This is a genomic window from Rhodococcus sp. FW305-130 (assembly GCF_058788335.1).
Map to the genome: position 1 here is coordinate 232,880 of NZ_JBYTAP010000004.1, position 20,063 is coordinate 252,942.

General features: G+C 63.8%; 16 protein-coding genes. 5 read left to right on the forward strand and 11 right to left on the reverse strand.

The features are described 5' to 3' along the window. Positions 1 to 2 precede the first annotated feature (2 nt). Positions 3 to 1,649 (reverse strand): MFS transporter, encoded by a 1,647-nt coding sequence (locus tag AC3WQS_RS14205; RefSeq protein ID WP_053062044.1) that lies wholly within the window; start codon positions 1,647 to 1,649, stop codon positions 3 to 5. A 68-nt stretch (positions 1,650 to 1,717) separates the two neighbouring features. Then, positions 1,718 to 2,965: a hypothetical protein gene (locus AC3WQS_RS14210; RefSeq protein WP_047889354.1), complete on the reverse strand. Its 1,248-nt coding sequence runs from the start codon at positions 2,963 to 2,965 to the stop codon at positions 1,718 to 1,720. 18 nt (positions 2,966 to 2,983) lie between these two features. Here AC3WQS_RS14210 and AC3WQS_RS14215 point away from each other — a divergent pair, with 18 nt between their 5' ends. After that, positions 2,984 to 3,571: a DinB family protein gene (locus AC3WQS_RS14215; RefSeq protein WP_019746321.1), complete on the forward strand. Its 588-nt coding sequence runs from the start codon at positions 2,984 to 2,986 to the stop codon at positions 3,569 to 3,571. A 1-nt stretch (position 3,572) separates the two neighbouring features. On the opposite strand, the gene AC3WQS_RS14220 is transcribed toward AC3WQS_RS14215, so the two are convergent. Next, positions 3,573 to 5,135: a YfcC family protein gene (locus AC3WQS_RS14220; RefSeq protein ID WP_492712053.1), complete on the reverse strand. Its 1,563-nt coding sequence runs from the start codon at positions 5,133 to 5,135 to the stop codon at positions 3,573 to 3,575. Further along, entirely contained in the window at positions 5,132 to 6,508 is a 1,377-nt protein-coding gene (locus AC3WQS_RS14225; protein WP_492712054.1) for a M20/M25/M40 family metallo-hydrolase, read from the reverse strand. The genes AC3WQS_RS14220 and AC3WQS_RS14225 overlap by 4 nt, the downstream gene beginning before the upstream one ends. Before the next feature lie 149 nt (positions 6,509 to 6,657). Here AC3WQS_RS14225 and AC3WQS_RS14230 point away from each other — a divergent pair, with 149 nt between their 5' ends. Genes AC3WQS_RS14230 through AC3WQS_RS14245 form a run of 4 tightly spaced genes read left to right on the forward strand, consistent with a single transcriptional unit; the run spans position 6,658 to position 13,637 of the window. After that, positions 6,658 to 7,293 carry a TetR/AcrR family transcriptional regulator gene (locus AC3WQS_RS14230; RefSeq protein ID WP_019746323.1) on the forward strand — a complete coding sequence of 212 codons (636 nt, stop codon included), beginning with the start codon at positions 6,658 to 6,660 and terminating at the stop codon, positions 7,291 to 7,293. A gap of 25 nt (positions 7,294 to 7,318) precedes the next feature. Continuing rightward, a complete protein-coding gene (locus AC3WQS_RS14235) occupies positions 7,319 to 9,016 on the forward strand; it encodes an AMP-binding protein (RefSeq protein WP_492712055.1) in 1,698 nt (565 codons plus the stop codon). After that, positions 9,013 to 12,210, forward strand: a complete 3,198-nt coding sequence (locus tag AC3WQS_RS14240) for a carboxyl transferase domain-containing protein (RefSeq protein WP_492712056.1) — start codon at positions 9,013 to 9,015, stop codon at positions 12,208 to 12,210. The genes AC3WQS_RS14235 and AC3WQS_RS14240 overlap by 4 nt, the downstream gene beginning before the upstream one ends. Before the next feature lie 56 nt (positions 12,211 to 12,266). Then, the gene (locus AC3WQS_RS14245) at positions 12,267 to 13,637 is read left to right on the forward strand and encodes a sulfatase family protein (RefSeq protein WP_492712057.1); all 1,371 of its coding nucleotides are present in this window, start codon (positions 12,267 to 12,269) and stop codon (positions 13,635 to 13,637) included. On the opposite strand, the gene cysC is transcribed toward AC3WQS_RS14245, so the two are convergent. The 7 genes from cysC to AC3WQS_RS14280 form a co-directional block, all read right to left on the reverse strand. After that, a complete protein-coding gene (cysC, locus tag AC3WQS_RS14250; protein WP_021342384.1) occupies positions 13,634 to 15,514 on the reverse strand; it encodes an adenylyl-sulfate kinase in 1,881 nt (626 codons plus the stop codon). The genes AC3WQS_RS14245 and cysC overlap by 4 nt on opposite strands. Next, a complete protein-coding gene (cysD, locus tag AC3WQS_RS14255) occupies positions 15,514 to 16,428 on the reverse strand; it encodes a sulfate adenylyltransferase subunit CysD (protein WP_019746328.1) in 915 nt (304 codons plus the stop codon). The genes cysC and cysD overlap by 1 nt, the downstream gene beginning before the upstream one ends. Continuing rightward, on the reverse strand, positions 16,425 to 17,234 hold the full coding sequence (gene stf0 / locus AC3WQS_RS14260; protein ID WP_019746329.1) for a trehalose 2-sulfotransferase: 810 nt from the start codon (positions 17,232 to 17,234) through the stop codon (positions 16,425 to 16,427). The genes cysD and stf0 overlap by 4 nt, the downstream gene beginning before the upstream one ends. A gap of 122 nt (positions 17,235 to 17,356) precedes the next feature. Then, positions 17,357 to 18,298, reverse strand: coding sequence for a copper resistance D family protein (locus AC3WQS_RS14265; protein WP_019746330.1), 942 nt, complete (start codon positions 18,296 to 18,298; stop codon positions 17,357 to 17,359). Between the two features lie 4 nt (positions 18,299 to 18,302). Further along, positions 18,303 to 18,821, reverse strand: a complete 519-nt coding sequence (locus tag AC3WQS_RS14270) for a copper resistance CopC family protein (protein ID WP_020905707.1) — start codon at positions 18,819 to 18,821, stop codon at positions 18,303 to 18,305. Next, positions 18,821 to 19,489: a YcnI family copper-binding membrane protein gene (locus AC3WQS_RS14275; RefSeq protein ID WP_020905708.1), complete on the reverse strand. Its 669-nt coding sequence runs from the start codon at positions 19,487 to 19,489 to the stop codon at positions 18,821 to 18,823. Before AC3WQS_RS14275 ends, AC3WQS_RS14270 begins: the two co-directional genes overlap by 1 nt. Before the next feature lie 52 nt (positions 19,490 to 19,541). Then, entirely contained in the window at positions 19,542 to 20,057 is a 516-nt protein-coding gene (locus tag AC3WQS_RS14280; protein ID WP_019746333.1) for a hypothetical protein, read from the reverse strand. Between the last annotated feature and the right edge of the window lie 6 nt (positions 20,058 to 20,063).

Consider the following 20,063-nt stretch of genomic DNA (forward strand, 5'->3'; position numbering starts at 1 on the left):
GGTTACTTCTTGCCCTTCGTGGGTTGCGGTTCTTCCAGAGCAGGTACTTCGTTGGGCATGCGCCCGGCCGGAATGATGGCGAGCAGAGAGAGCCCGGCGAGTACGAGGAGCGAGGTTCGCAGTGCGCGCAGGCGCGCTTCGGTGTTGATCCGGATGGCTTCGTCGATCTGTGCCTGTGTCGCGGAGGTGTTTTCGAGCGTCACGACGAGTTGATCGTTGGGGACGAAGTTGACCTGGTCGAGATTGATCCCTGACTCGACCTTGAGCGATGCCGGGATGGTGGGGTTGTCGATCAGTTGCGAGCTGACGAGGGTACCCAGGATTCCGACGGCGAACACGCTGGCCACCGCGATGCCGACACTGCCGGACATGTTGTGTACCAGTCCTCGCCAGGCGCCGACGTCACCGGCCAGTTCCTTGGGAGCTGCGGTGAGGAGGGTGTTGAACACCAGCGCAACGATGGCGCCCTGCCCGAGGCCGAGGGTGATCAGGCCGATGACAACAAAGATCTGATGCCAGTCACCACGAATGGTGAAGGCCAACAGGATGAGTCCAGCGGCAACAACGACGAACCCGGCTCGTGCGATCAGACGCGGGGAGTACGTCTTGTACAGGCGCGCGACGACGGTGCTCGCGATGAAGATCGAGAGTGTGTACGGGATGATCGAGAACGACGTCTGCAAGCTGCTGCGGCCCTGGATGATCTGCATGTACAGCGGAATGAGGAAGTTGGCCGCGGTTCCCACGAACATCATCGTCGCCATGCAAATCGTGGTGGCGCGCTCGGCGCCGGTCTTGAGGACGTCGAGGTTGAAGAGCTGAGGCTTGTTCTGCGCCTTGCGGCTTCGCGTCCACTGGAAGAATCCCTGCGCGCAGATGGTGCCGAGGACTATCAGGATGGCCGCGGGTGAAACACCGATGACCGAGAACGGCGCAGCGTCGGTGGCCAGGATGACGCCCCACGAGTTCAGGCCGCTGAAACCGAAGCTGAGCAGGATGACGGCAACGGCAGCCAGTGCGGCCCCGGCCCAATCGATGGTGATGTCCTTCTGCGGGGGAACAGGTTTGACACGGAAACTCAGGACCAGGTTGACCACGGCGAGCGCCACGACGAGGGCGAAGGAGTAACGCCACCCGATGGTCGTCGCGAAGGAACCGGCGATGAGTAGTGCCAGCACACCGGCTGCTGGGATTGCTGCTGCCAGGTAACCGATGGCCTTTGCCTGCTGATCGCCACTGAAGTTCGTGGCGATGAAAACCGTCAACGCGGGGGCGATGAGAGCGATCACGGCGCCGGACGCGGCTTGCGCCACGAACAGCATTGCCGGGCTCTGGCTCAGAGCGACCGCAGCCATCGCGAGACCGTGAATCGCGACGGCAATCTGGAAGACCAAACGCGTGCCGTAGCGGGCGCCGATCTTGGCGCCCAGCAGAATGAAGGCAGCCATGGCAAAGGTACCCGCGGTGATCGCGGTGCCGACACTTGTTGCAGGAGTGTCGAGATCGGTGGTGATTCCGGCCATCGAGACGGTCAGCGCATTGACGGCGAACGACGCCTGAATCTGCGTGAGGACCACCACGATCAGTGGTAGCCAGGAGGCGGTGGTTACGGCGGCCGACGTATCGGCTGCGCCAGGCTTTACGGACATGATGGGTCACGCCTTCCTCGACACTGCGTGTACTCGCGACGTGCCCGGATCAGCCACGCACGGTTACATTAGCCGGAATTGTGCTGAATGGTCGCCTGCGGGTGGTTGGTTTTTTCGCGGTAGACCACCATCTCCCGTTGCAAGCCTCGCCGGAAGCGTGGTTGCTCGGCCAGGAGTACGGCCAGGACGGTCAGCAACAGCCACGTCGCGGCCGCGCTCGCGAGGAGCAACAGGACCGGAATCCACGGACCGCCCATCTGCTCGAGCAGCGTCGTCTTCGCCCAGACTCGCCAGTAGAGCATCAGATTGACGATCAGTCCGACACCGTACGAGATGACGAAAGACAGCAGGAACTGCTTCCACGTGCCGTCGTGGCGCCTCGCCGTCATCGGTTCGGCCCGCAGCGGCAAGGCCACGGACATCACGTTGGCGACGCCGAGCCACAGCAGGATCATGGTCAGTACCTGACCGCACGCCTTCACCAGATCAGCACTGCTTCCGGAGCGCCACGCGAGGATGGCACTGAGCAGGAACCCGGCGCTGCCGACGAGAAGCAGCATCATCGCATTCTTCGCGACGAGGACGTGCCAGAGCCTGGTTCCGCCGGACAAAGCAGCGCGGACGCGGCCGGCGTCGAAGCTGAGCGCATTGGTGCACACGACGCTTCCGACCACACCCGAGAGTGCGTACAGCGCAAGGTAAGGCAGTCGATCTTCCTTGGCGTCCCAATGGAAGAGGCGAATGAATGCCAGGTATGCCAAGCCCATTCCGAGGCTCAGCCCCAGCCGAAAAGCGATCGACCGAGGCTTGCCACTCACGACGTGCCGTGCTTCCTCACGGATCCGGGAGCCGAGATCCTGCACGTGCCGGACGACGGGGTTGCCCGAGTTCAGCGGGACGTAACCGCGGATCGCGGCGGCGACGATATCGGTGTCACCGGCATCGAGCGCGGCGACGCGTGCTTCGAGAACCGCAAGGTGGGCGGCGCGCAAGGCTATCCGTGCGGTGGTCACGGCGGCAACGGCGTCGGCCTCGGCCTGCGCGGCGGTGCTGATGCCGGCGTCGGCGGGCAGTGGCGGCTGCAACGTCGTGATCAGTTCGAGTTGGCGAGCCATGTGCGGCGACGGCGACAACCCGCTGTACGACGGTCGGCTCAGCGCTGATCGTTCGTCGTCGAGCGAATCACGCACGGACGCGGCGGCCTTGCGGACGGCTGCCGGGTTGTGCCAGCGCACCGACCGGGCGTCACGCTCGGCGGCGACGGCCCGGGATGCAACCTCGGTCAGATCCTCCACCGCTGTCAATGTCTGCTCCACTCGGTTTAGGTTGGTTTCATGACCACCAACTCGGAAAAGGAAGATCTCCAGCGGTACCTGCAGGCAGCACGTGACGCGCTCGTCTGGAAGCTCGACGGGCTGTCGGAGTATGACATTCGGCGTCCGATGACCCGGACAGGGACCAACTTGTTGGGACTGGTCAAACACATGATCGGCGTCGAGCTCGGGTATTTCGGTCCGACGTTCGGCCGTCGGGTTCCCGATCTACCGGCGTGGTTGCGTTCGGAGGAACTCAACGTCGACATGTGGGCCCGCGCCGATGAGTCCAGTGCCGACATCGTCGAAACCTATCGCCGCACCTGGGCTTTCGCTGACGCCACGATCGAGCAGCACGATCTGGACGCCCCCGGCTTCGTGAAGCACTGGCCGGAGGATCGTCGCGACGTCACATTGCACCGGATACTCGTTCACGTTGTCACCGAGATCCATCGGCACGCCGGCCACGCGGACATCGTGCGGGAGCTGATCGACGGCGCCGCGGGGATGAAGGCGGGCGACAACAATCTGGCTCCCGGTGATGAGGCGTGGTGGGCCGAGTACAACGACCGTCTGGAGACGGCGGCACGCGAGGCCCACCACGCCTGAACTACTCGAATACCGCTGCCGCGCCGATCACCACGACAACGATCACGAAGTTGATCAGCAGCAGTGGCCAGACGAAGCGCAGGAACTTGTCGTAGCCGACCTTCGCCATGGCCAGCCCGCCGACAACGACGACGTTGGTCGGGGCGACCATCAGCATGAGGCCGTGGCCCATCTGGAAGGCGGTGATGACGAGTGCGCGGCTGACTCCGGCGAAGTCGCCCAGCGGGGCGAGCAGCGGCATCGCCAGGGTGGCGTGACCGGAACTGGACGGGATCAGGAACGCCAACGGGATGTTGACGAGCATCACGAGAATGGCGAAGACTCCGGCCGAAGCGCCGCTGACCAATTGCTCCATCGCGTTGAGGATGGTGTCGAGGGTTTCGGTGTTGGTCATGATCACCGAGACGCCGCGAGCGAGCAGGATGACGATCGCCGGGCCGACCATGTCGCCGGCTCCACGCGTGATCAGGGAGACGATCTTCTTCTCACCCATCTTCGCGACTATGCCGACGAGAACGGCGGCGAGGATGAACAACATCGCCAATTGTGGGAACCACCAGTTCAACTCGAACCAGTAGGGCTCGGTTGCCGTGACGTGGTACGCGTCGTACTCGGCGGGTCCGGTGGTGGCGCCGAAGATGCTCGACCAGGGGATGACGGAGAAGATCATCAGTCCGAAGGTGAGTCCGGTGATGAGCAGTACCAGCTTCTGAGTTCCGGTGAGCTTGCCGTCGATGTCCACCGGCTCGGCCGGTTCCTCGTCTTCGTCGTCCTCGATGTCGAAACCGACAAGCGACTTGGACGGATCTTTCTTCACCTTTGCGGCGTAGCGGAGAACGAATACCACTGCCAATGCGGTCAATACGATCCACAGGATCACGCGCAGCACGATGCCGTCACCGATGGAGACACCTGCTTCGCCGGAGGCGACGCCGATCGAGAACGGGTTGACCGTCGACGCCATGTTTCCGACCAGTGCGCCGAGGATGATCATGGTGGCCGCGACCATGCGGTCATAGCCCAGTGCCGTCATCAGCGGTATGAGCAAGGCGTAGAAGCCGAAGGTCTCGACCGAGAAGCCCATCGTCGAACCGAGCAGTGAAAACAGCACCATGATGACGGTGATGAGCAGCCAGCCCTTGTCGCTGAGCTTGGTAGCAAGTTGGGAGACAGCGGTTTCCAGGCTGCGTGTGGCAAAACTGACGGAGATGAAGGCGCCGAGCGCCATGATGAAGAGGACTACGCCGACCGAACCGAAGAGCCGTCCGATGTTGTCGGTGTCGACGAACCCGGTGATCGAATCCTGTACGCCGTACAGGCCGTTCACGGGAGAGAGGATCAGTTGCTGGATTCGTTCCCAGAACGAGAGCGGAGACGTGACGGTCTCGAAGCTGCCGGGAACGGGTGAGCCGTCCACGTCGACGCCGAAGCGTCCGGCCGGAATGAACAGTGCTGCAACCCAGACCAGGACGGTGACGATCGCGAGCATCGTGACCGCACCGGGAAACTCGAACTTCTTCTTGGCCGGAGTAGGTGCGGATCCCGTGTCGGTCTCGGTGCTCATTTCTTCCCCTCGAAGGTGTGTGCGTATTCCTGGAAGAACAGTGCCTTGGCGACGACGGCCTTCTCGAGCTCGTCGAGCAGGACGCGTTCGTTGGGGCCGTGGATGTTCGCGTAGCCGTCGGTGGCGCCGAACAACAACTTCTCGGCGGTCGGCACTGCTGTATCCAAGGCCATGACGAGGGGGATCGAGCCGCCGCCTGCCATCAGCCCGGCCGGCTCACCCCACGACTGCGAGAGCGCCGACAGTGCCGCGTCGAAGGCCGGTCCGCCTTCGGCTGCCGCGAATCCGTCGCCGGTTTCTCCTGCGGTGACTGTCAGTTGTAAACCGAAGGGGCGCAGGGCTTCCAGATGCCGTATCAGCGCAGCTTGCGCGTCCGCTGCCGGCTGGCGTGGGTGCACGCGCAGATTGACCACAGCGCGGGCAGTGCTGGCGACAGCATTGACGGCGCCGTCCACCGGGGGAGCGTCGATACCGGTCACGGTGATTGCCGGGCCCGACCAGATGCGTTCGCCGATGCCGCCCGTTCCGAGCAGTGGGAGCCCGTCGCGGATCTCGGCGAGGGTGCGGAACTCTTCCTCGGTGTACGAACTGCCGGTCCACGGTTCGCGGAGGAGGCCGTCGACCGCCACGTCACCGTTATCGTCATGCAGGGACGCCAGTGCGCGGATGAGCGCGAGGCGGGCGTCGGGTGCAGCGCCGCCGTAAAGGCCGTTGTGCTTGTCGGCGCCGAGAGTGGTCAGTTCGACGATCACCTGGGCAGATCCGCGCAATGCGACGGTCAAGGTCGGTGAGCCGGGGCGAACACTGCCGACATCGGCGATGACCATTGCGTCGGCCGCAAACAATTCGGGGGCCTCCGGCGGATAGTTGTCGAAGGGGCTGCCGAATTCTTCCTGGCCCTCGATGACGAGCTTGACGGTCACCGGCGGCTTTCCGTCGAATACGCGAAGTGCGCCGATCATGCCGATGACATTTGCCTTCGAATCTGCAGTGCCGCGGCCGTATATCGCGCCGTCACGCTTGGTCGGTTCGAAAGGGGGAGATTCCCAGAGTTCGACGTCGTCGGCAGGAACGACGTCGTAATGCGAATACATCAGTACGGTCGGGGCTCCCTCTGGGCCGGGAACTGTTGCGATGATGACGGGCGCAGTTTTACCTGTTATTTCGAGTTTCTCTATCTTCGTGACTCCGGCCTTCTCCAGTAGAGAAACGATCAGGTCGTGAGCCCCGAACAGGGGTTCGCTGGGGAAACCCTCGGTTGCTATCGACGGGATACGAACAAGTTCGACGAGTTCCGACTCCAGTGCCGGCATCAAACCCGCCACTGTTTCCTTGATTGTGGAATACGAGGGTGACGCGAATTCTTCCGGCACGGAACTGACTCCTTCTGGGAAAGGCGGAAAACATTAGAGCAGAGTCTTACACCCGATATATGTGCCGTGAAAGGGTGACCCGAACAAAAGGCCGAAGTGAGGTGTCGGTCCCGCGATTCTTGACATTGACGTCAACGTCAACACACACTGTGACGGTGACCACCAGCGAAACGCAGGAGCGAGCGCGGACAGCCCGCAAGCTCGGGGACGGTCCACGTCGGGCGGGCCTGCTCGACACCGCTGCCCTCTGTTTCGGCGAACTCGGATACGACGCCGTGACCGTCGAGACCATCACCACCAGGGCCGATGTGTCCCGAGCGACCTTCTACGCGTACTTCTCGTCGAAGGACGAGGTCTTTCGTGCCGTCGCCGAAATGATGTGCCGACGGTTTCTCGACGCCCAGCACATGGAGGGGCCAGCGGCCGAGGATCTACGCGAAGTTCTCAGAACGACCACGTCGGCGTTCATCACGGCCGTGTACACCTACGGGGACCTGCTCGCGGTGATCGAGCACCGGGCGCGGGTGGATTCCGAGGTCGAGCGCAGTTGGTCAGCAGTTCGCGAAAAGCTCGTGAGCCGCTACGTACGCTTCGTCGAACGTATTCGACAGGTTCACGATGTAGATCCCTGCGTTTCGCCCCCGGTGCTCGTTCAGATGATCTCGGACGCACAGATGGCCGGTGGAGCACGACTGAGTAAGGCGAGTGTCGAAGAGCAGAACCAGTTCATTGCAGATATGACGACGATGTCCGAACGGTTGATCGGGTTCGAAGAGTCGAAATAGATTTCTTTTACGAATGGAGTGATCGGTGGCAGAACAAGACGTGCTCGAAGCGGCTCTGGCGGAAATCACTGCGCTGCAGCAGGCGCATTGGCCCGCTGGGATTCCCCGCTCCGTCGAGTATCCGCTCGAAGGCGGGGGACTTGTCGACTACTTGCGGCATTGGGCGCTCGAGCGGCCGGATACTCCCGCAATCGTCTTTTACGGCCGCGTCATCACGTACGCCGAGTACGACGAGCTTTCGGATCGTTTTGCCGGATGGCTACTTTCACTCGGAGTCGAACGAGGTGATCGTGTCGGCGTTCACCTGGTCAACTGCCCGCAGTTCCACATCGCGATGCTCGGCATTCTCAAGGTCGGTGCGGTTCACGTGCCCATCAATCCGCTCTTCCGTGAACACGAATTGATTCACGAACTCAACGATGCCGGCGTCAAGGTCCTACTGACGCAGAACACTTTCTCGAAGCTGGTGAAGAAGGTTCGCTCACAGACTTCACTCGAACACGTCGCGAAGACCGCAGTATCGGACATGCTGACTGCGATCCCCACCGTCGAACTGCCCTTCGAGGTCGACGATCCGCGCCTGAGCGACTGGCAGTCGATCATCACCAGTGAGCGGGCGACTCCCGTTGCCACCGAACTCGATTCCCTCGCCGCCCTGAACTACACGGGCGGAACGACGGGAATGCCCAAGGGCTGTGAGCACACTCAGCGCCACATGGTTTACACCGCGGCCACCGCGACGCTTGCCGGTGGTGACCAGGTGGGCGCCAATCCGCCGGTATCCCTGGTGTTTCTGCCGATCTTCTGGATCGCGGGTGAGGACTTCGGCATTCTGGTTCCGCTCGTCAACGGCGGAACCGTTGTCCTGCTGAATCGTTGGGATGCGGAGACCACGCTCGACGCGGTCGAGACCTACGGTGTGACTTCGCTGGTCGGAACCGTCGACAATTACGTCGAACTGATGGACACATCAGGGTTTTCGGAGCGAAATCTCTCGACACTCCAGAACGCCATGGCAGTCTCGTTTGTTCTCAAACTCGATCCGGCCACGCGCCAGCGGTGGCGCGAGGCTACCGGCGGTGTTCTGCGTGAAGCGAGCTACGGAATGACCGAAACCCACACCGCGGACACGATCACTCTCGGTTTCCAGGACGGCGACTACGACCTGAAAAGCGAGCCGGTGTTCTGCGGAATTCCGGTGCCCGGTACCGACGTTCTGATCGTCGATCACGACGGCAGGCCGGTTCCCGTCGGTGAGCACGGACAGATCATCGTGCGCAGTCCGTCGATCCTTTCCGCGTACTACCGCAACGAGGCTGCCACCGCCGACGCCATCCGTGACGGCTGGTTGCAGACCGGCGATGTCGGAAAGTTCAGTGAGCGTGGTGGTTTGCACTACCTGGCGCGAAACAAGGAAATGATCAAGACCAACGGCATGAGTGTCTTTCCCTCCGAGGTGGAAGCGCTGCTGATGCTGCATCCCGCGATCGAAAAGGCTGCGGTGGTACCGAAACCGGACCCGGACAAGGGGCAGGTGGCTTTTGCGTTTGTCCAGCTGGTCGAGGGTTCCGACACCGCGGCCGATGAGATCGTCTCGTGGGCCAAGGAGAACATGGCTACGTACAAGGTGCCCGAAGTGGAAGTGCTCGAGGCGCTTCCGATGACTGCAACAGGAAAGGTGCGCAAGGGCGATCTGTTCGAGCGCACTCAGGGGGACAAGTGAGACTGCTGATTGCGAACCGCGGCGAAATCGCGCTGCGGATCATTCGAACTGCCCGTGAACTCGGGATCGAAACGGTGTCGGTGTACGCCGCGGACGACGCGTCCAGTCCGCACGTCGCGGCGGCCACGGAGTCGGTGCCGCTCGGAGCGTCGGGCGCATCCGCGTACCTGGATCAGAGCGCACTGCTGACGATCGCGGCCGAAACGGGCGCCACGCACGTGCACCCGGGCTACGGATTCCTCAGTGAGAATGCCGAATTCGCGCAGGCGTGTACCGAGGCGGGCATCGTCTTCGTCGGCCCGGACGCCCAGGTTCTCCGGACTTTCGGCGACAAGGCCAGCGCCCGCACTGCGGCGGTCGACTCCGGCGTACCGGTCCTGCCGTCGACATCGGCGAACGCCGACCTCGACGAGGTGCGTGAATTCTTCGAGCGCAACTCCCGCGGCATCATGATCAAGGCGCTCAGCGGCGGCGGTGGCCGCGGCATGCGCGCGGTGCGCGACCCGAAAGCGCTCGACGACGCGTACCGTGTGTGTGCGGCCGAAGCCCAGTCGGGATTCGGCAGTTCGGCACTGTTCGCCGAGGTACTCAGTGAGCACGCTCGGCACATCGAAGTGCAGATCGTGGCGGCGCCGGGGCAAGGCGGAACCCACGCGCTCGCTCTGGGTGACCGTGATTGCAGCGTCCAACGTCGGCATCAGAAGTTGATCGAGGTTGCGCCCGCGCAGGGGCTGTCGGGGGCCCTGCGCGAGCGTCTTCACGCTGCGGCCGCAAGGCTGTGCGCCGAGGTCGGCTACCGAGGCATCGCGACGGTCGAGTTCCTGGTCGAGGAACGCGGATTCGTCTTCCTCGAAGTCAATCCCCGAATTCAGGTGGAGCACACGGTGACCGAAGAGGTCACCGGAATCGACCTCGTCGCCGTGCAACTCGCTATCGCGGACGGAGTTCCGTTCGAGGACCTGGACCTGCCAACCGGAATCACTGCTGTCGAGAAGGTTTCGGAGACAGTCGGATCCGTGGCGTCGGCGTCGGGGATCGCGATACAGGCGCGCGTCAACATGGAAACCATGACGCCGGACGGCAATGCGCTACCGTCCTCCGGCACGCTCGACAACTTCAGTCCTCCGGGCGGGCCCGGCGTGCGCGTGGATACCTTCGGTATGGTCGGGCTCTCGCCGAGTGCGCGTTACGATTCGCTGCTGGCGAAGGTCGTCACCCACACGCGTCGATCGGATTTCCCTGCCGCGGTGCGTAAGTCGATTGCTGCTCTGAGTGAGTTCGCCATCGACGGTGTGGCGACCAACCTCGAATTTCTGCAGGCAATACTGTCCGACAAGGACTTCCGCGACGGTCTGGTCGACGTCGACTGGTTGGGTTCTCGATTGGCGGACCTCGTCCCCGAAGTGGGCCCACAAACGCCCTCCTCGAACGTGGACGTGGCACCTGACGAGGATGTGGTCCGTGCACAGATGGCGGGCATCGTCGTCGAACTCGCGGCAGTCGGTGACGGCGTCCATGCGGGTGGCCAGGTTGCCGTCCTCGAGGCGATGAAGATGCAGCATGTTCTCTCGGCGCCCGGTGATCTCGAAGTGGTCCGGGTCCTGTCGTCACCGGGCAGGTCGGTGGGCGCGGGCGAACCGTTGCTCGTCGTCCGTAGTGCAAGCGCGGGATCGAAGCTCGCCGAGGTCGACGAGGTGGACCTCGACGACGTGCGTCCCGATCTCGCGGAGATCATCGCTCGCCACGAGGTGACCCTGGACCCGGCCCGGCCCGCAGCCGTGGCGAAGCGTCACAAGCTGGGACGCCGGACTGCTCGCGAGAACGTCTACGACCTGGTCGACGACGACAGCCTGGTCGAGTACGGCGCTCTCGCGCTGGCGGCGCAGCGCAGTCGACGCAGCGAGGAAGACCTGATCGCCAACACTCCTGCCGACGGGTTGATCGGCGGAGTGGCGACCATCAGCGGCGGCGAGAGCGTCGTGATCTCGTACGACTACTCGGTGCTCGCCGGTACCCAGGGCATGCGCAATCACGCCAAGACCGACCGCCTGCTCGAGATCGCCGATCGCAAGCGAGTTCCGGTAGTGCTGTTCGCGGAAGGCGGCGGCGGTCGCCCCGGTGACACCGACGCGGGCGCAGGGGCGGGCCTGGAACTGGGGACCTTCCGTGCCATGGCGGCGCTGAGCGGCCGCGTACCCATGGTCGCTGTCGTGTCCGGGCGCTGTTTCGCGGGCAACGCGGCCCTGGCCGGTGCCTGCGACGTACTGATCGCGACGCCTGACGCCAACATCGGCATGGGAGGCCCTGCCATGGTCGAGGGCGGCGGGCTCGGAAACTTCCGCCCCGAGGACATCGGCCCCATCGACGTGCAGCGCCGTAACGGCGTCGTACACCTGGTGGCTGACGACGACGCTCATGCGGTGGCGCTGGCCAAGCAGTACCTCGGCTACTTCCAGGGTGCGAGCGGAGAGTGGACGGCTCCGGATCCGCGGCTCTCGCGGCATGTGGTGCCGGAGAATCGCCTGCGCTCGTACGACGTTCGTGGAGCGATCGACGCAATCGCGGACGTCGACAGCGTCCTGGAACTGCGTCGAGACTACGGACGCGGTGTAGTCACCGCACTCGTTCGTGTCGAAGGAGTTCCGTACGGTGTGCTGGCGAACAGCAGCGAGCATCTCGGCGGAGCGATCGACGCGGAAGCCTCGGACAAGGCTTCGGATTTCCTGGAACTGCTCGAAGCGCACCGCATCCCTCTGGTGACGCTGTGCGACACACCGGGATTCATGGTGGGCCCGGATTCGGAGGAGGAGGCGACGGTTCGAAGGTTCGGCAGGTTCTTCGTTGCCGGTGCTCGCCTCACCGTGCCGTTCGGAACGATCATCCTGCGCAAGGGTTACGGGTTGGGCGCCATGGCAATGGCCGGTGGTTCCTTCCACGCCCCCGAGTTCACGGTCGCGTGGCCGACGGGCGAGATCGGGCCGATGGGTCTGGAAGGTGCTGTGCGTCTCGGTTTCCGCACGGAACTCGAATCCGTCGAAGATCCGGTGGCTCGGGAAACTCTGTTCGGTCAGTTCGTGGAACTGGCCTACGCACAGGGCAAGGCGCTGATGGCGGCGACCACGTTCGAACTGGACGACGTCATCGACCCGGCCGACACCCGCGCCTGGATCAGGCAGCTCGGCAGAAACAGTTGAGATCCTGCTGATTCGAGCTGTTGCCGCACGTGGGCAGGGCAACTAGCCTTGCCCACGTGTCGGCTGCGCGAGATAACGTCCTGATCATTCATTGGCACGACCTGGGCCGACACCTCGCGAGTTACGGTGTCGCCGGGGTCAACAGCCCCAACCTGGACTGGCTGGCGGCAGAGGGCATCCGGTTCACCGACGCACACGCGACGGCGCCGCTGTGCTCACCTTCGCGCGGTTCTCTCTTCTCGGGCAGGTATCCGCACAACAACGGTCTGATCGGGTTGGCGCACCACGGCTGGGAGTACCACGCTGAGGTGCAGACGCTTCCGCAGATCCTCTCCGACAACGGTTGGTACACCTCGCTCTTCGGCATGCAGCACGAGACTGCGTACCCGAAGCGACTTGGCTATCACGAGTACGACGTCACGAACTCGTTCTGCGACTACGTGGTTCCGCGTGCCCAGAACTGGCTACGACGCTTCCCGCCCGAGCCTTTCCTTCTCACCACGGGGTTCTTCGAAACGCATCGGCCGTACCCGGCCGATCGCTATACCCCGGCGGACACCGCAGCGCTGGAGGTGCCCGGATATCTTCCCGACGTGCCGCAGGTACGCGAGGACCTGGCCGAATTCCACGGCAGCGTAGAGGTAGCCGACGCCGCGGTGGGTGATCTGCTCGGGACGCTCGAGGAAGAGGGGCTCGACGAGAACACGTGGGTCTTCTTCCTCACCGATCACGGCGCCGCGTTCCCACGTGCCAAGTCGACGCTCTACGCACCGGGCACCGGGATTGCGTTGATCGCTCGGCCTCCGGCTCGGTATCGCAGTGGCGGAAAGGAATACGAGACACTGTTCAGCGGTGTGGATCTTGTTCCGACCATTCTCGATCTCCTCGGTATCGATGTCCCCACCGAGGTGGAAGGGCGCTCGCACGCCGATGCCCTCGTCGATCGTGGAACCGAGCCGTCCGAACCTGTCCGAACCGCCTTGTTCACGGAGAAGACCTTTCACGACAGTTTCGATCCCATTCGCGCGGTGCGCACCAAGGACTACAGCTACATCGAGAACTACGCCGTCCGCCCCGCTCTGGATCTACCGCTCGACATCGAGGACAGTCTTTCCGGAAAGGCGCTCGGCACCGAGCATCTGGCGGTACGCGCACCCCGGGAGCTGTACGACCTCCGTGCCGACCCCGACGAGAAGATCAATCTGATCGATCGACCGGAAGTCTCGGCAATACAGGCGGAATTGTCCTCGCAGCTTCACACGTGGCGCGCCGAAACGGATGATCGTCTCCCGGACGAGGCATTGGGAAGCGCGATGGCGGTGCATCGCATGGCGGCGTACCTCGAGAAGATCGGTGTCCGACCCAACGTGCGGTCCGCCTACAGTGCGGACCGCGGTTACCTCGAGTCGGACACCGAAAACCCCTAGGGCCTACCGGTTTCGCGCTCCTCCAACAATGCGATGACCCGCCCGACCAGTTCGTTGATGTCAGCGCCTGTCGTGTCGAAAGCCAGGTCCGGGTCCTCCGGAGTCTCGTACGGTGCGTCGATTCCGGTGAGCCCCTTCAGTTCACCGGCCCGCGCACGCGCGTACAGGCCCTTGGGATCTCGGCGTTCGCATTCTTCGACGGGAGTGGTGACGGCAACTTCGAGGAAGGTGAGCCCGGCAGCTTCGTTGAGAGCACGCGCAATTGCTCGATCCGAACGCAGCGGTGAGACCATCGACGCGATGGCCACGACGCCGGCATCGGCGAACAGCCGAGTGAGATGCCCGACGCGCCGGATGTTCTCGGCCCGGTCTCCCGGCGAGAACCCGAGATCGTCGGAGATACCGTGGCGGACGTTGTCACCGTCCAGGAGATACGCGGTGCGTCCCGCGTCGACCAGCGCACGTTCGACAGCCACGGCGACGGTGGATTTTCCGGAGGCAGGCAGGCCGGTCAACCAGATCGTCGCGCCCTTCTGGGTCGTCGACGCCCACCGCCGCTGACGTTCGAGTGAAGACGGATGCCACTTGATGTCGTTGCGGGTCTGCTCACCGGGAACGACAACGCGTGGCTCGAGAATGGTGCCGGCGCCGACGGTGTCGTTGCTCTGCTCGTCGATCAGAATGAAAGCGCCGGAGTCCCGATTGTGGTCGTAGGTGTCGGCGACCACCACGGAACTGGTTCGGAGCGTGACCGTTCCGATGTCGTTGAGCCCCAGTTCGACTGGGCTGTCCTGCTCGTCGAGCGTCTCGGGGTCGAGTCGGGTGTGCAGTTCTTGAACCGTCGCGCGCACGGTCCGGGACGTGTGTTTGAGCGCTATCCGATCGCCGGCTCGCAATGGAGTGTTCGACAACCAGCAGATCGTGGCTTCGAGTTCTCGGGCCAGAACCGGCAAATGGGCCTGCGCACCGCCGCTGACTAGAACGTCGCCACGTCCGACGTCGATGTCGTCGGCCAGTTCCACCGAAACCGACAGTGGTGCAACGGCAGTACTGCGGTTGTCGTCGAGGGTGTCCAGGCTGATCACGGTGCTCTTCGATCCGGACGGCAGTACCACTACCTCGTCTCCGACGCTCAGTGTGCCCGCCGAAATTCGGCCGGTGTACCGGCGCCGATTCTGCGGATCGGGGCGCGAAACCCACTGCACGGGAAGCCGAAGTTCCTCGATGTGGGTCGCGGGCGCATGGAGTTCGACGCCTTCGAGATATTCGAGAAGTGTCGGCCCGTTGTACCACTCGGTGTTCTCCGAGCGGGTCACGACATTGTCGCCGGCTTTCGCGGAGACGGGGATGGCAAGTACGTCGCCTCGCCCGAGCTGGCGTGCCAATACCCGCAATTCTTCCTGTACCTGCGCGAATCTCGCTTCGTCGAAGCCCACCAGATCGATCTTGTTCACCACGGCCACAAGGTTCGGAACACCAAGTAGCGCTGCGATTCTGGCGTGTCGACGCGTCTGACGCAGCACGCCGGTTCTCGCGTCGACCAGCAGGACCGCTACGTGGGCGTTGGACGCGCCGGTGAACATGTTGCGCGTGTAGCGCTCGTGTCCCGGGGTGTCGGCGAGTACGTAACTTCTGGTCGGAGTGGAGAAGAATCGGTACGCGACGTCGATCGTGATGCCCTGTTCGCGCTCGGCGCGCAATCCGTCGGAGAGTGCAGCCAGGTCGGCGACACCGTGCTCGTCGGTCACGGAATCGAGGTGATCGGTTGGCAGGCTGTCGGTGTCGTGCAACAGTCGGCCGATCAGCGTGCTCTTGCCGTCGTCGACGCTACCCGCCGTGGCCAGCCGCAGGAGTTGGCGAGTGATGGTGGTGGTCATCAGAAGTAGCCCTCACGCTTTCGGTCTTCCATCGCGGCGACCGAGGTTCGGTCGTCTGCGCGAGTCTCGCCTCGTTCGGAAACCGTCGCGGCCGAGATCTCGGTGACGACGTCGTCGATGGTGGTGGCGTGCGATCGAACGGCGCCGGTGATGGTCAGATCGCCGACGGTTCGATATCGCACCCACTCGGTCGTTGCCGCGGCGTTCTCGGCGTCGGTGCTGAATTCCGAAGCAGCGAGGAGCATTCCGTCGCGCTCGAATACCCGCCGTTCGTGCGCGAAATAGATGGGCGGCAGTTCCAGTTCCTCCTGGGCTATGTAGCGCCAGATGTCGAGTTCTGTCCAGTTGCTCAGCGGGAAGACACGAACGGACTCTCCGCGTCTGATCCGACCGTTGTAGAGCGACCATGGTTCGGCCCGTTGCGCCCGAGGGTCCCACTGGCCGAACTCGTCACGGAAGCTCAGGACTCGTTCCTTGGCTCGCGCGCGTTCCTCGTCCCGGCGGGCGCCGCCGAATGCGGCGTCGAATCGCCCGCCTTCGAGAGCGTCGAGCAGAGTTCTGGTCTGCAGGCGGTTTCGCGATCCGCTGGTCTCGGTCGACTCCTGCACTCGACCCTGGTCGATCGAATCCTGAACGGAAGCAACCAGAAGTGTGTGCCCGCCCTCCTTGATTCGGCGGTCGCGAAATTCGATGACTTCCTCGAAATTGTGACCGGTGTCGACGTGAAGGACCGGGAAAGGGAGTGGGGAGGGTCGAAACGCCTTCTCGGCGAGTCGAAGCAGGACTATCGAGTCCTTGCCGGCTGAGAAGAGCAGTACCGGTCTTTCGAGTTCTGCCACCACCTCTCGAATGATGTGAACCGCTTCGGATTCGAGAACTCGGAGTTCGTCGACAACATCGGTGACGGTGCTCATGTGACGGGGTATCCGTTCTGTTCGGCGTCGATGCGATAACGCTGCACCCATTCGCGGGAGCGTCCGTCGCTCTGACGACGCAGCGGCGGTGGTGGGGCCAGTTGTCCGTCGAGACCGAGGGAAATGAGGGTTTTTGCGACCACGGACTGCGGGTCTTCGGTGAGATCGCGGAACCCGATCTCGATGGGGGAGATGTCCTCTTCCTCGAACCAGCGCTTCCACTGTCGTTCCTGCTCACCGAGAATCGTCACCAGGTGTGCGATTCCGAGCGCGTTGTACTGCGCACCGTCCGAGAGATTCGGTGGGGTCGCGTCGTCGCGCCAGACCTGCGTCTGCACGGCTCGCCACATCGATACAGCCTGAGCGACAACATCTTCTCGATAGACGTGGATGAACTGCAGGTCGTGATCGAGAGTGTCGTGGAGTGCGGAACGTAGATCTGTCCCACTGCGCCACGGCAATCCGGCTGCGCGATCGAGCAGGAGCGGTGTCTGATTCCACATCAGCTTGCCGCCCCAGACTCCGTTGGGTGTTCGGCCGAGTTCGAGAAGTTGTGTGCGCCACTGCTCGGAGGTGCGGGTGTCCGGCGTACCCGGGTGGAACGGGGCGAGCAGACCCAAGACGGACTCGTCCGTGACGTCTTCGAACCACTGCCTCGGTTGCGGCGAACGCGAGGTCTCGGGGAGGTACTGGAAGAACTCTTCCGGCTCACCCGCGACCCCTGTTGCTCGCAGGGATTCGACCAGCAAAGTACTGCCACTGCGCTGCGAAGCGCAGACGAGAAACGAGCGTTGGGCCTCCGTCATGCGAGCAACGCTAAGGGTGGCCGGAAACCGCCGCAAGCTGGGAAAATAAACTCACGTAGAGGTTAAATCTCGACGTGAAACGTTAAATGTGCGGGTCACGAAATCTTGTGCTGAGGCACGTCTTACGCAGTTGTCGCAAGGGCCGCGGCGAGCCCGAATGCGATGGCCATGAAGACAACTTCACCGATGGCGCGGCGCAGGGATCCGTCCGAACTCATGCGGTGTGCAGCACTTGCGACCACCCATGTCCGGCGCCACCACCATCCCAGTGCGACGAGCATTGCGATCGCCACGATCTTGGCGAGGATCACCCGGCCGTAAGCGGTGTCGTAGAAGGCGGAGAGCGAGTCGAGTCGCACGACGGCGTTGACGATACCGGTGACGACCAACGCGAGGACACATCGCCAGGCGAGGGCGGAGTACCTGGGCAACCAGATCGCCCAGGCACCGCGCGACGGTACGGCAAGCGCGAGTGCGGCGAGCACGCCGAACCACAAGGCCGCAGCGAGGACGTGAACGGCGTCGAGGATCGATCCGAAGCTCTGCTGCGCCATGTGCCCGGTGATCGGGCGGGCAGCGAGCGCCAACGCGGAGACGACCAATGCCGGTGCGACCGGCACCGTCTCGGGATTGGTGAACCCGTAGATGCCGTAACAGACCACGGCAAACGCGCACGCGATGATCGCGACACCGACGCGGCCGACGTTGACCTCGGAGACGAATGCGCCGAAGTGCCCGATGGTCAGTGAGGTGACCGGGGCGCCGTCTGCGGCTGCGGCATTGAGCACGAGGAGCGTGATCTCGGCGACGAGCCAAACCGCTGCCGCCGCGGTGAGCTGAGTCCACATGATCGCGGGGGTTGTTGCCGGACGGCGTTCACTGCGGCCCATCCAGGCAAGCGTCGCGATGCCGAGCGTCAACGAGCCGCATCCGATCGCGAGAACGCGGACAGTGCTCGACGATTCGGGTCCCGACGGACTCGCGAGGCCCCAGGCGATGAGGACTCCCAGCAGAGCTGTGGGTACGGCAAACAGCAACCACCACCTGTTTGCCGTACCCGTCACGCGATCAGCTCGACTTCGGCTTACGCAGCACGAAGAACAGCGCACCGCCGAACACGACGACGCCGGCGACGATGAAGATCCACACCGGCATGCTGCCGGACTCCGACTCACCCGTACTCGACGCGGCGGCAGCGCCGGGAGTGCCCGACCCCGCCTCGGTGAGGGTGAAGGTCAGGGTTCCGTTGACGGGGTGACCGTCGGCGGAAGTGACTCGGTACGCGATGGTGTAGACGCCGGTCGGCCCGAGATCGCCGAGGTCTGCACTGACAGTGGGTCCTTCGACGGACGGATCGCTCTTGGTCCAGAGGTTGCCGTCCGGGCCCGTGACCGTCAGTGCCGCGAACTGCGCCTGCAGAGCCTCGTTGAACGTGACCGAAACCTTGTCAGGCGCAACCTGAATGGACGCGCCGTTTTCCGGGTTGGAGCCGACAACCGCGGAGTGCGCACTGGCCGTGCCCATTCCGAGCATCGTGGCCAGCATCGCGAGCATGCCGACGGCGATGACCTTGATCCGGGTACTCATCAGCGCTTGCTCCTGACCAGTGCGCCGAGGCCGAGTGCAGCGCCCAAGGCGCCGAGCACCAGGCCGACGCCGCCGAGCCAGCGCGCGGTGTTGTCTGACGAAGAAGATTCGGAAGCAGCGGACGTCTCGGCAGTGTTATCGGCAGCAGGCGCTCCGTGAGCATCGCCGGTGGATGCGGCGAGAGTCAGCGTCGGCGCGGGCTTGTCCGGCTCGCTGCCGTCGGCAAGTTCTTCCTGATCCCAGTTGACGACGTTGCCGTCGCTGTACGTCTGCACGGCCTTGAACTCGACCTCTTCCTGCTCCGGCAGCGGGCCGGCGGAAAGAACGAACTGCTGGAACTGGCCGGGGGCGATTCCGACGCCGGGGTCGGCCGTCCACGTCACGGACTTCGCGACCAGCGAGGTGGGGTCCTTCTCGACGACGGCGGTCCAACCGGGCATCGGTTCGGTGCGTGCCGACTTGAGGTCGGGGAGGGCCACCGTCAGCTTGGTGGTCGAAGCGGTGTCGGATTCGGTGGGCACGCGGAACGTGAGAACGGAGTATCCGCCCTGCGTAGCTCCTGGTGCGACGACGCTGACGTGTGCTGAAGCAATTCCGGCGGCCAGCAGCACAGCGCTGCCGGTAGCGACGGTCGTGACAACCGCACGCGAAATCAGGGTGTTCTTCATGTCGGGAAGTGTCCTCTTGGTCTGGTGAAGGGGTGGGGAGTTCTACGAATCTTCAGACCAGGGCGGGAGGACCGCGCCGCGAGATGCTGGCGCGAAGAAGGGCGTCGACGGGTCCGTGATGGATTCCGGTCGAGACGGTGTGGCCGCGGGAAGTGACGGCGGCGGGAGCCAAGGACGCCAGGACGACGTGGAGAGCGTGGGTGACAACGCGGTAGAGGCGCTCGGCGGCCAGGACCGCGACCGCACAGGCGACGGTGGCACCGGCGTGAGCACCGAGCATCACCAATCCCGGAGCGGGCGAATGAGCGTGCTCGGAGAGCGTCATGGTGGTGTGGGCGGCAAGCTGACCCAGGCCAAGAGCCACGATCAGGGCAGCGGGCCCCCGGGAGAGGGCGGGAAGGGTGGCCGTCACGGCGCCGACGGTTGCGCAGACGGCGAGCAGCAGGGTCAGCGACGACGACTGTGGCAGCTCGCCTCCGCCGATTCCATGCGCGGCGACAGCGAGAGCAGCCGAAGCGGAACCGACAGATATCCCCCGGAGGGTCGCGGTCTGCTCGGCTGCTCTCACTGGCGT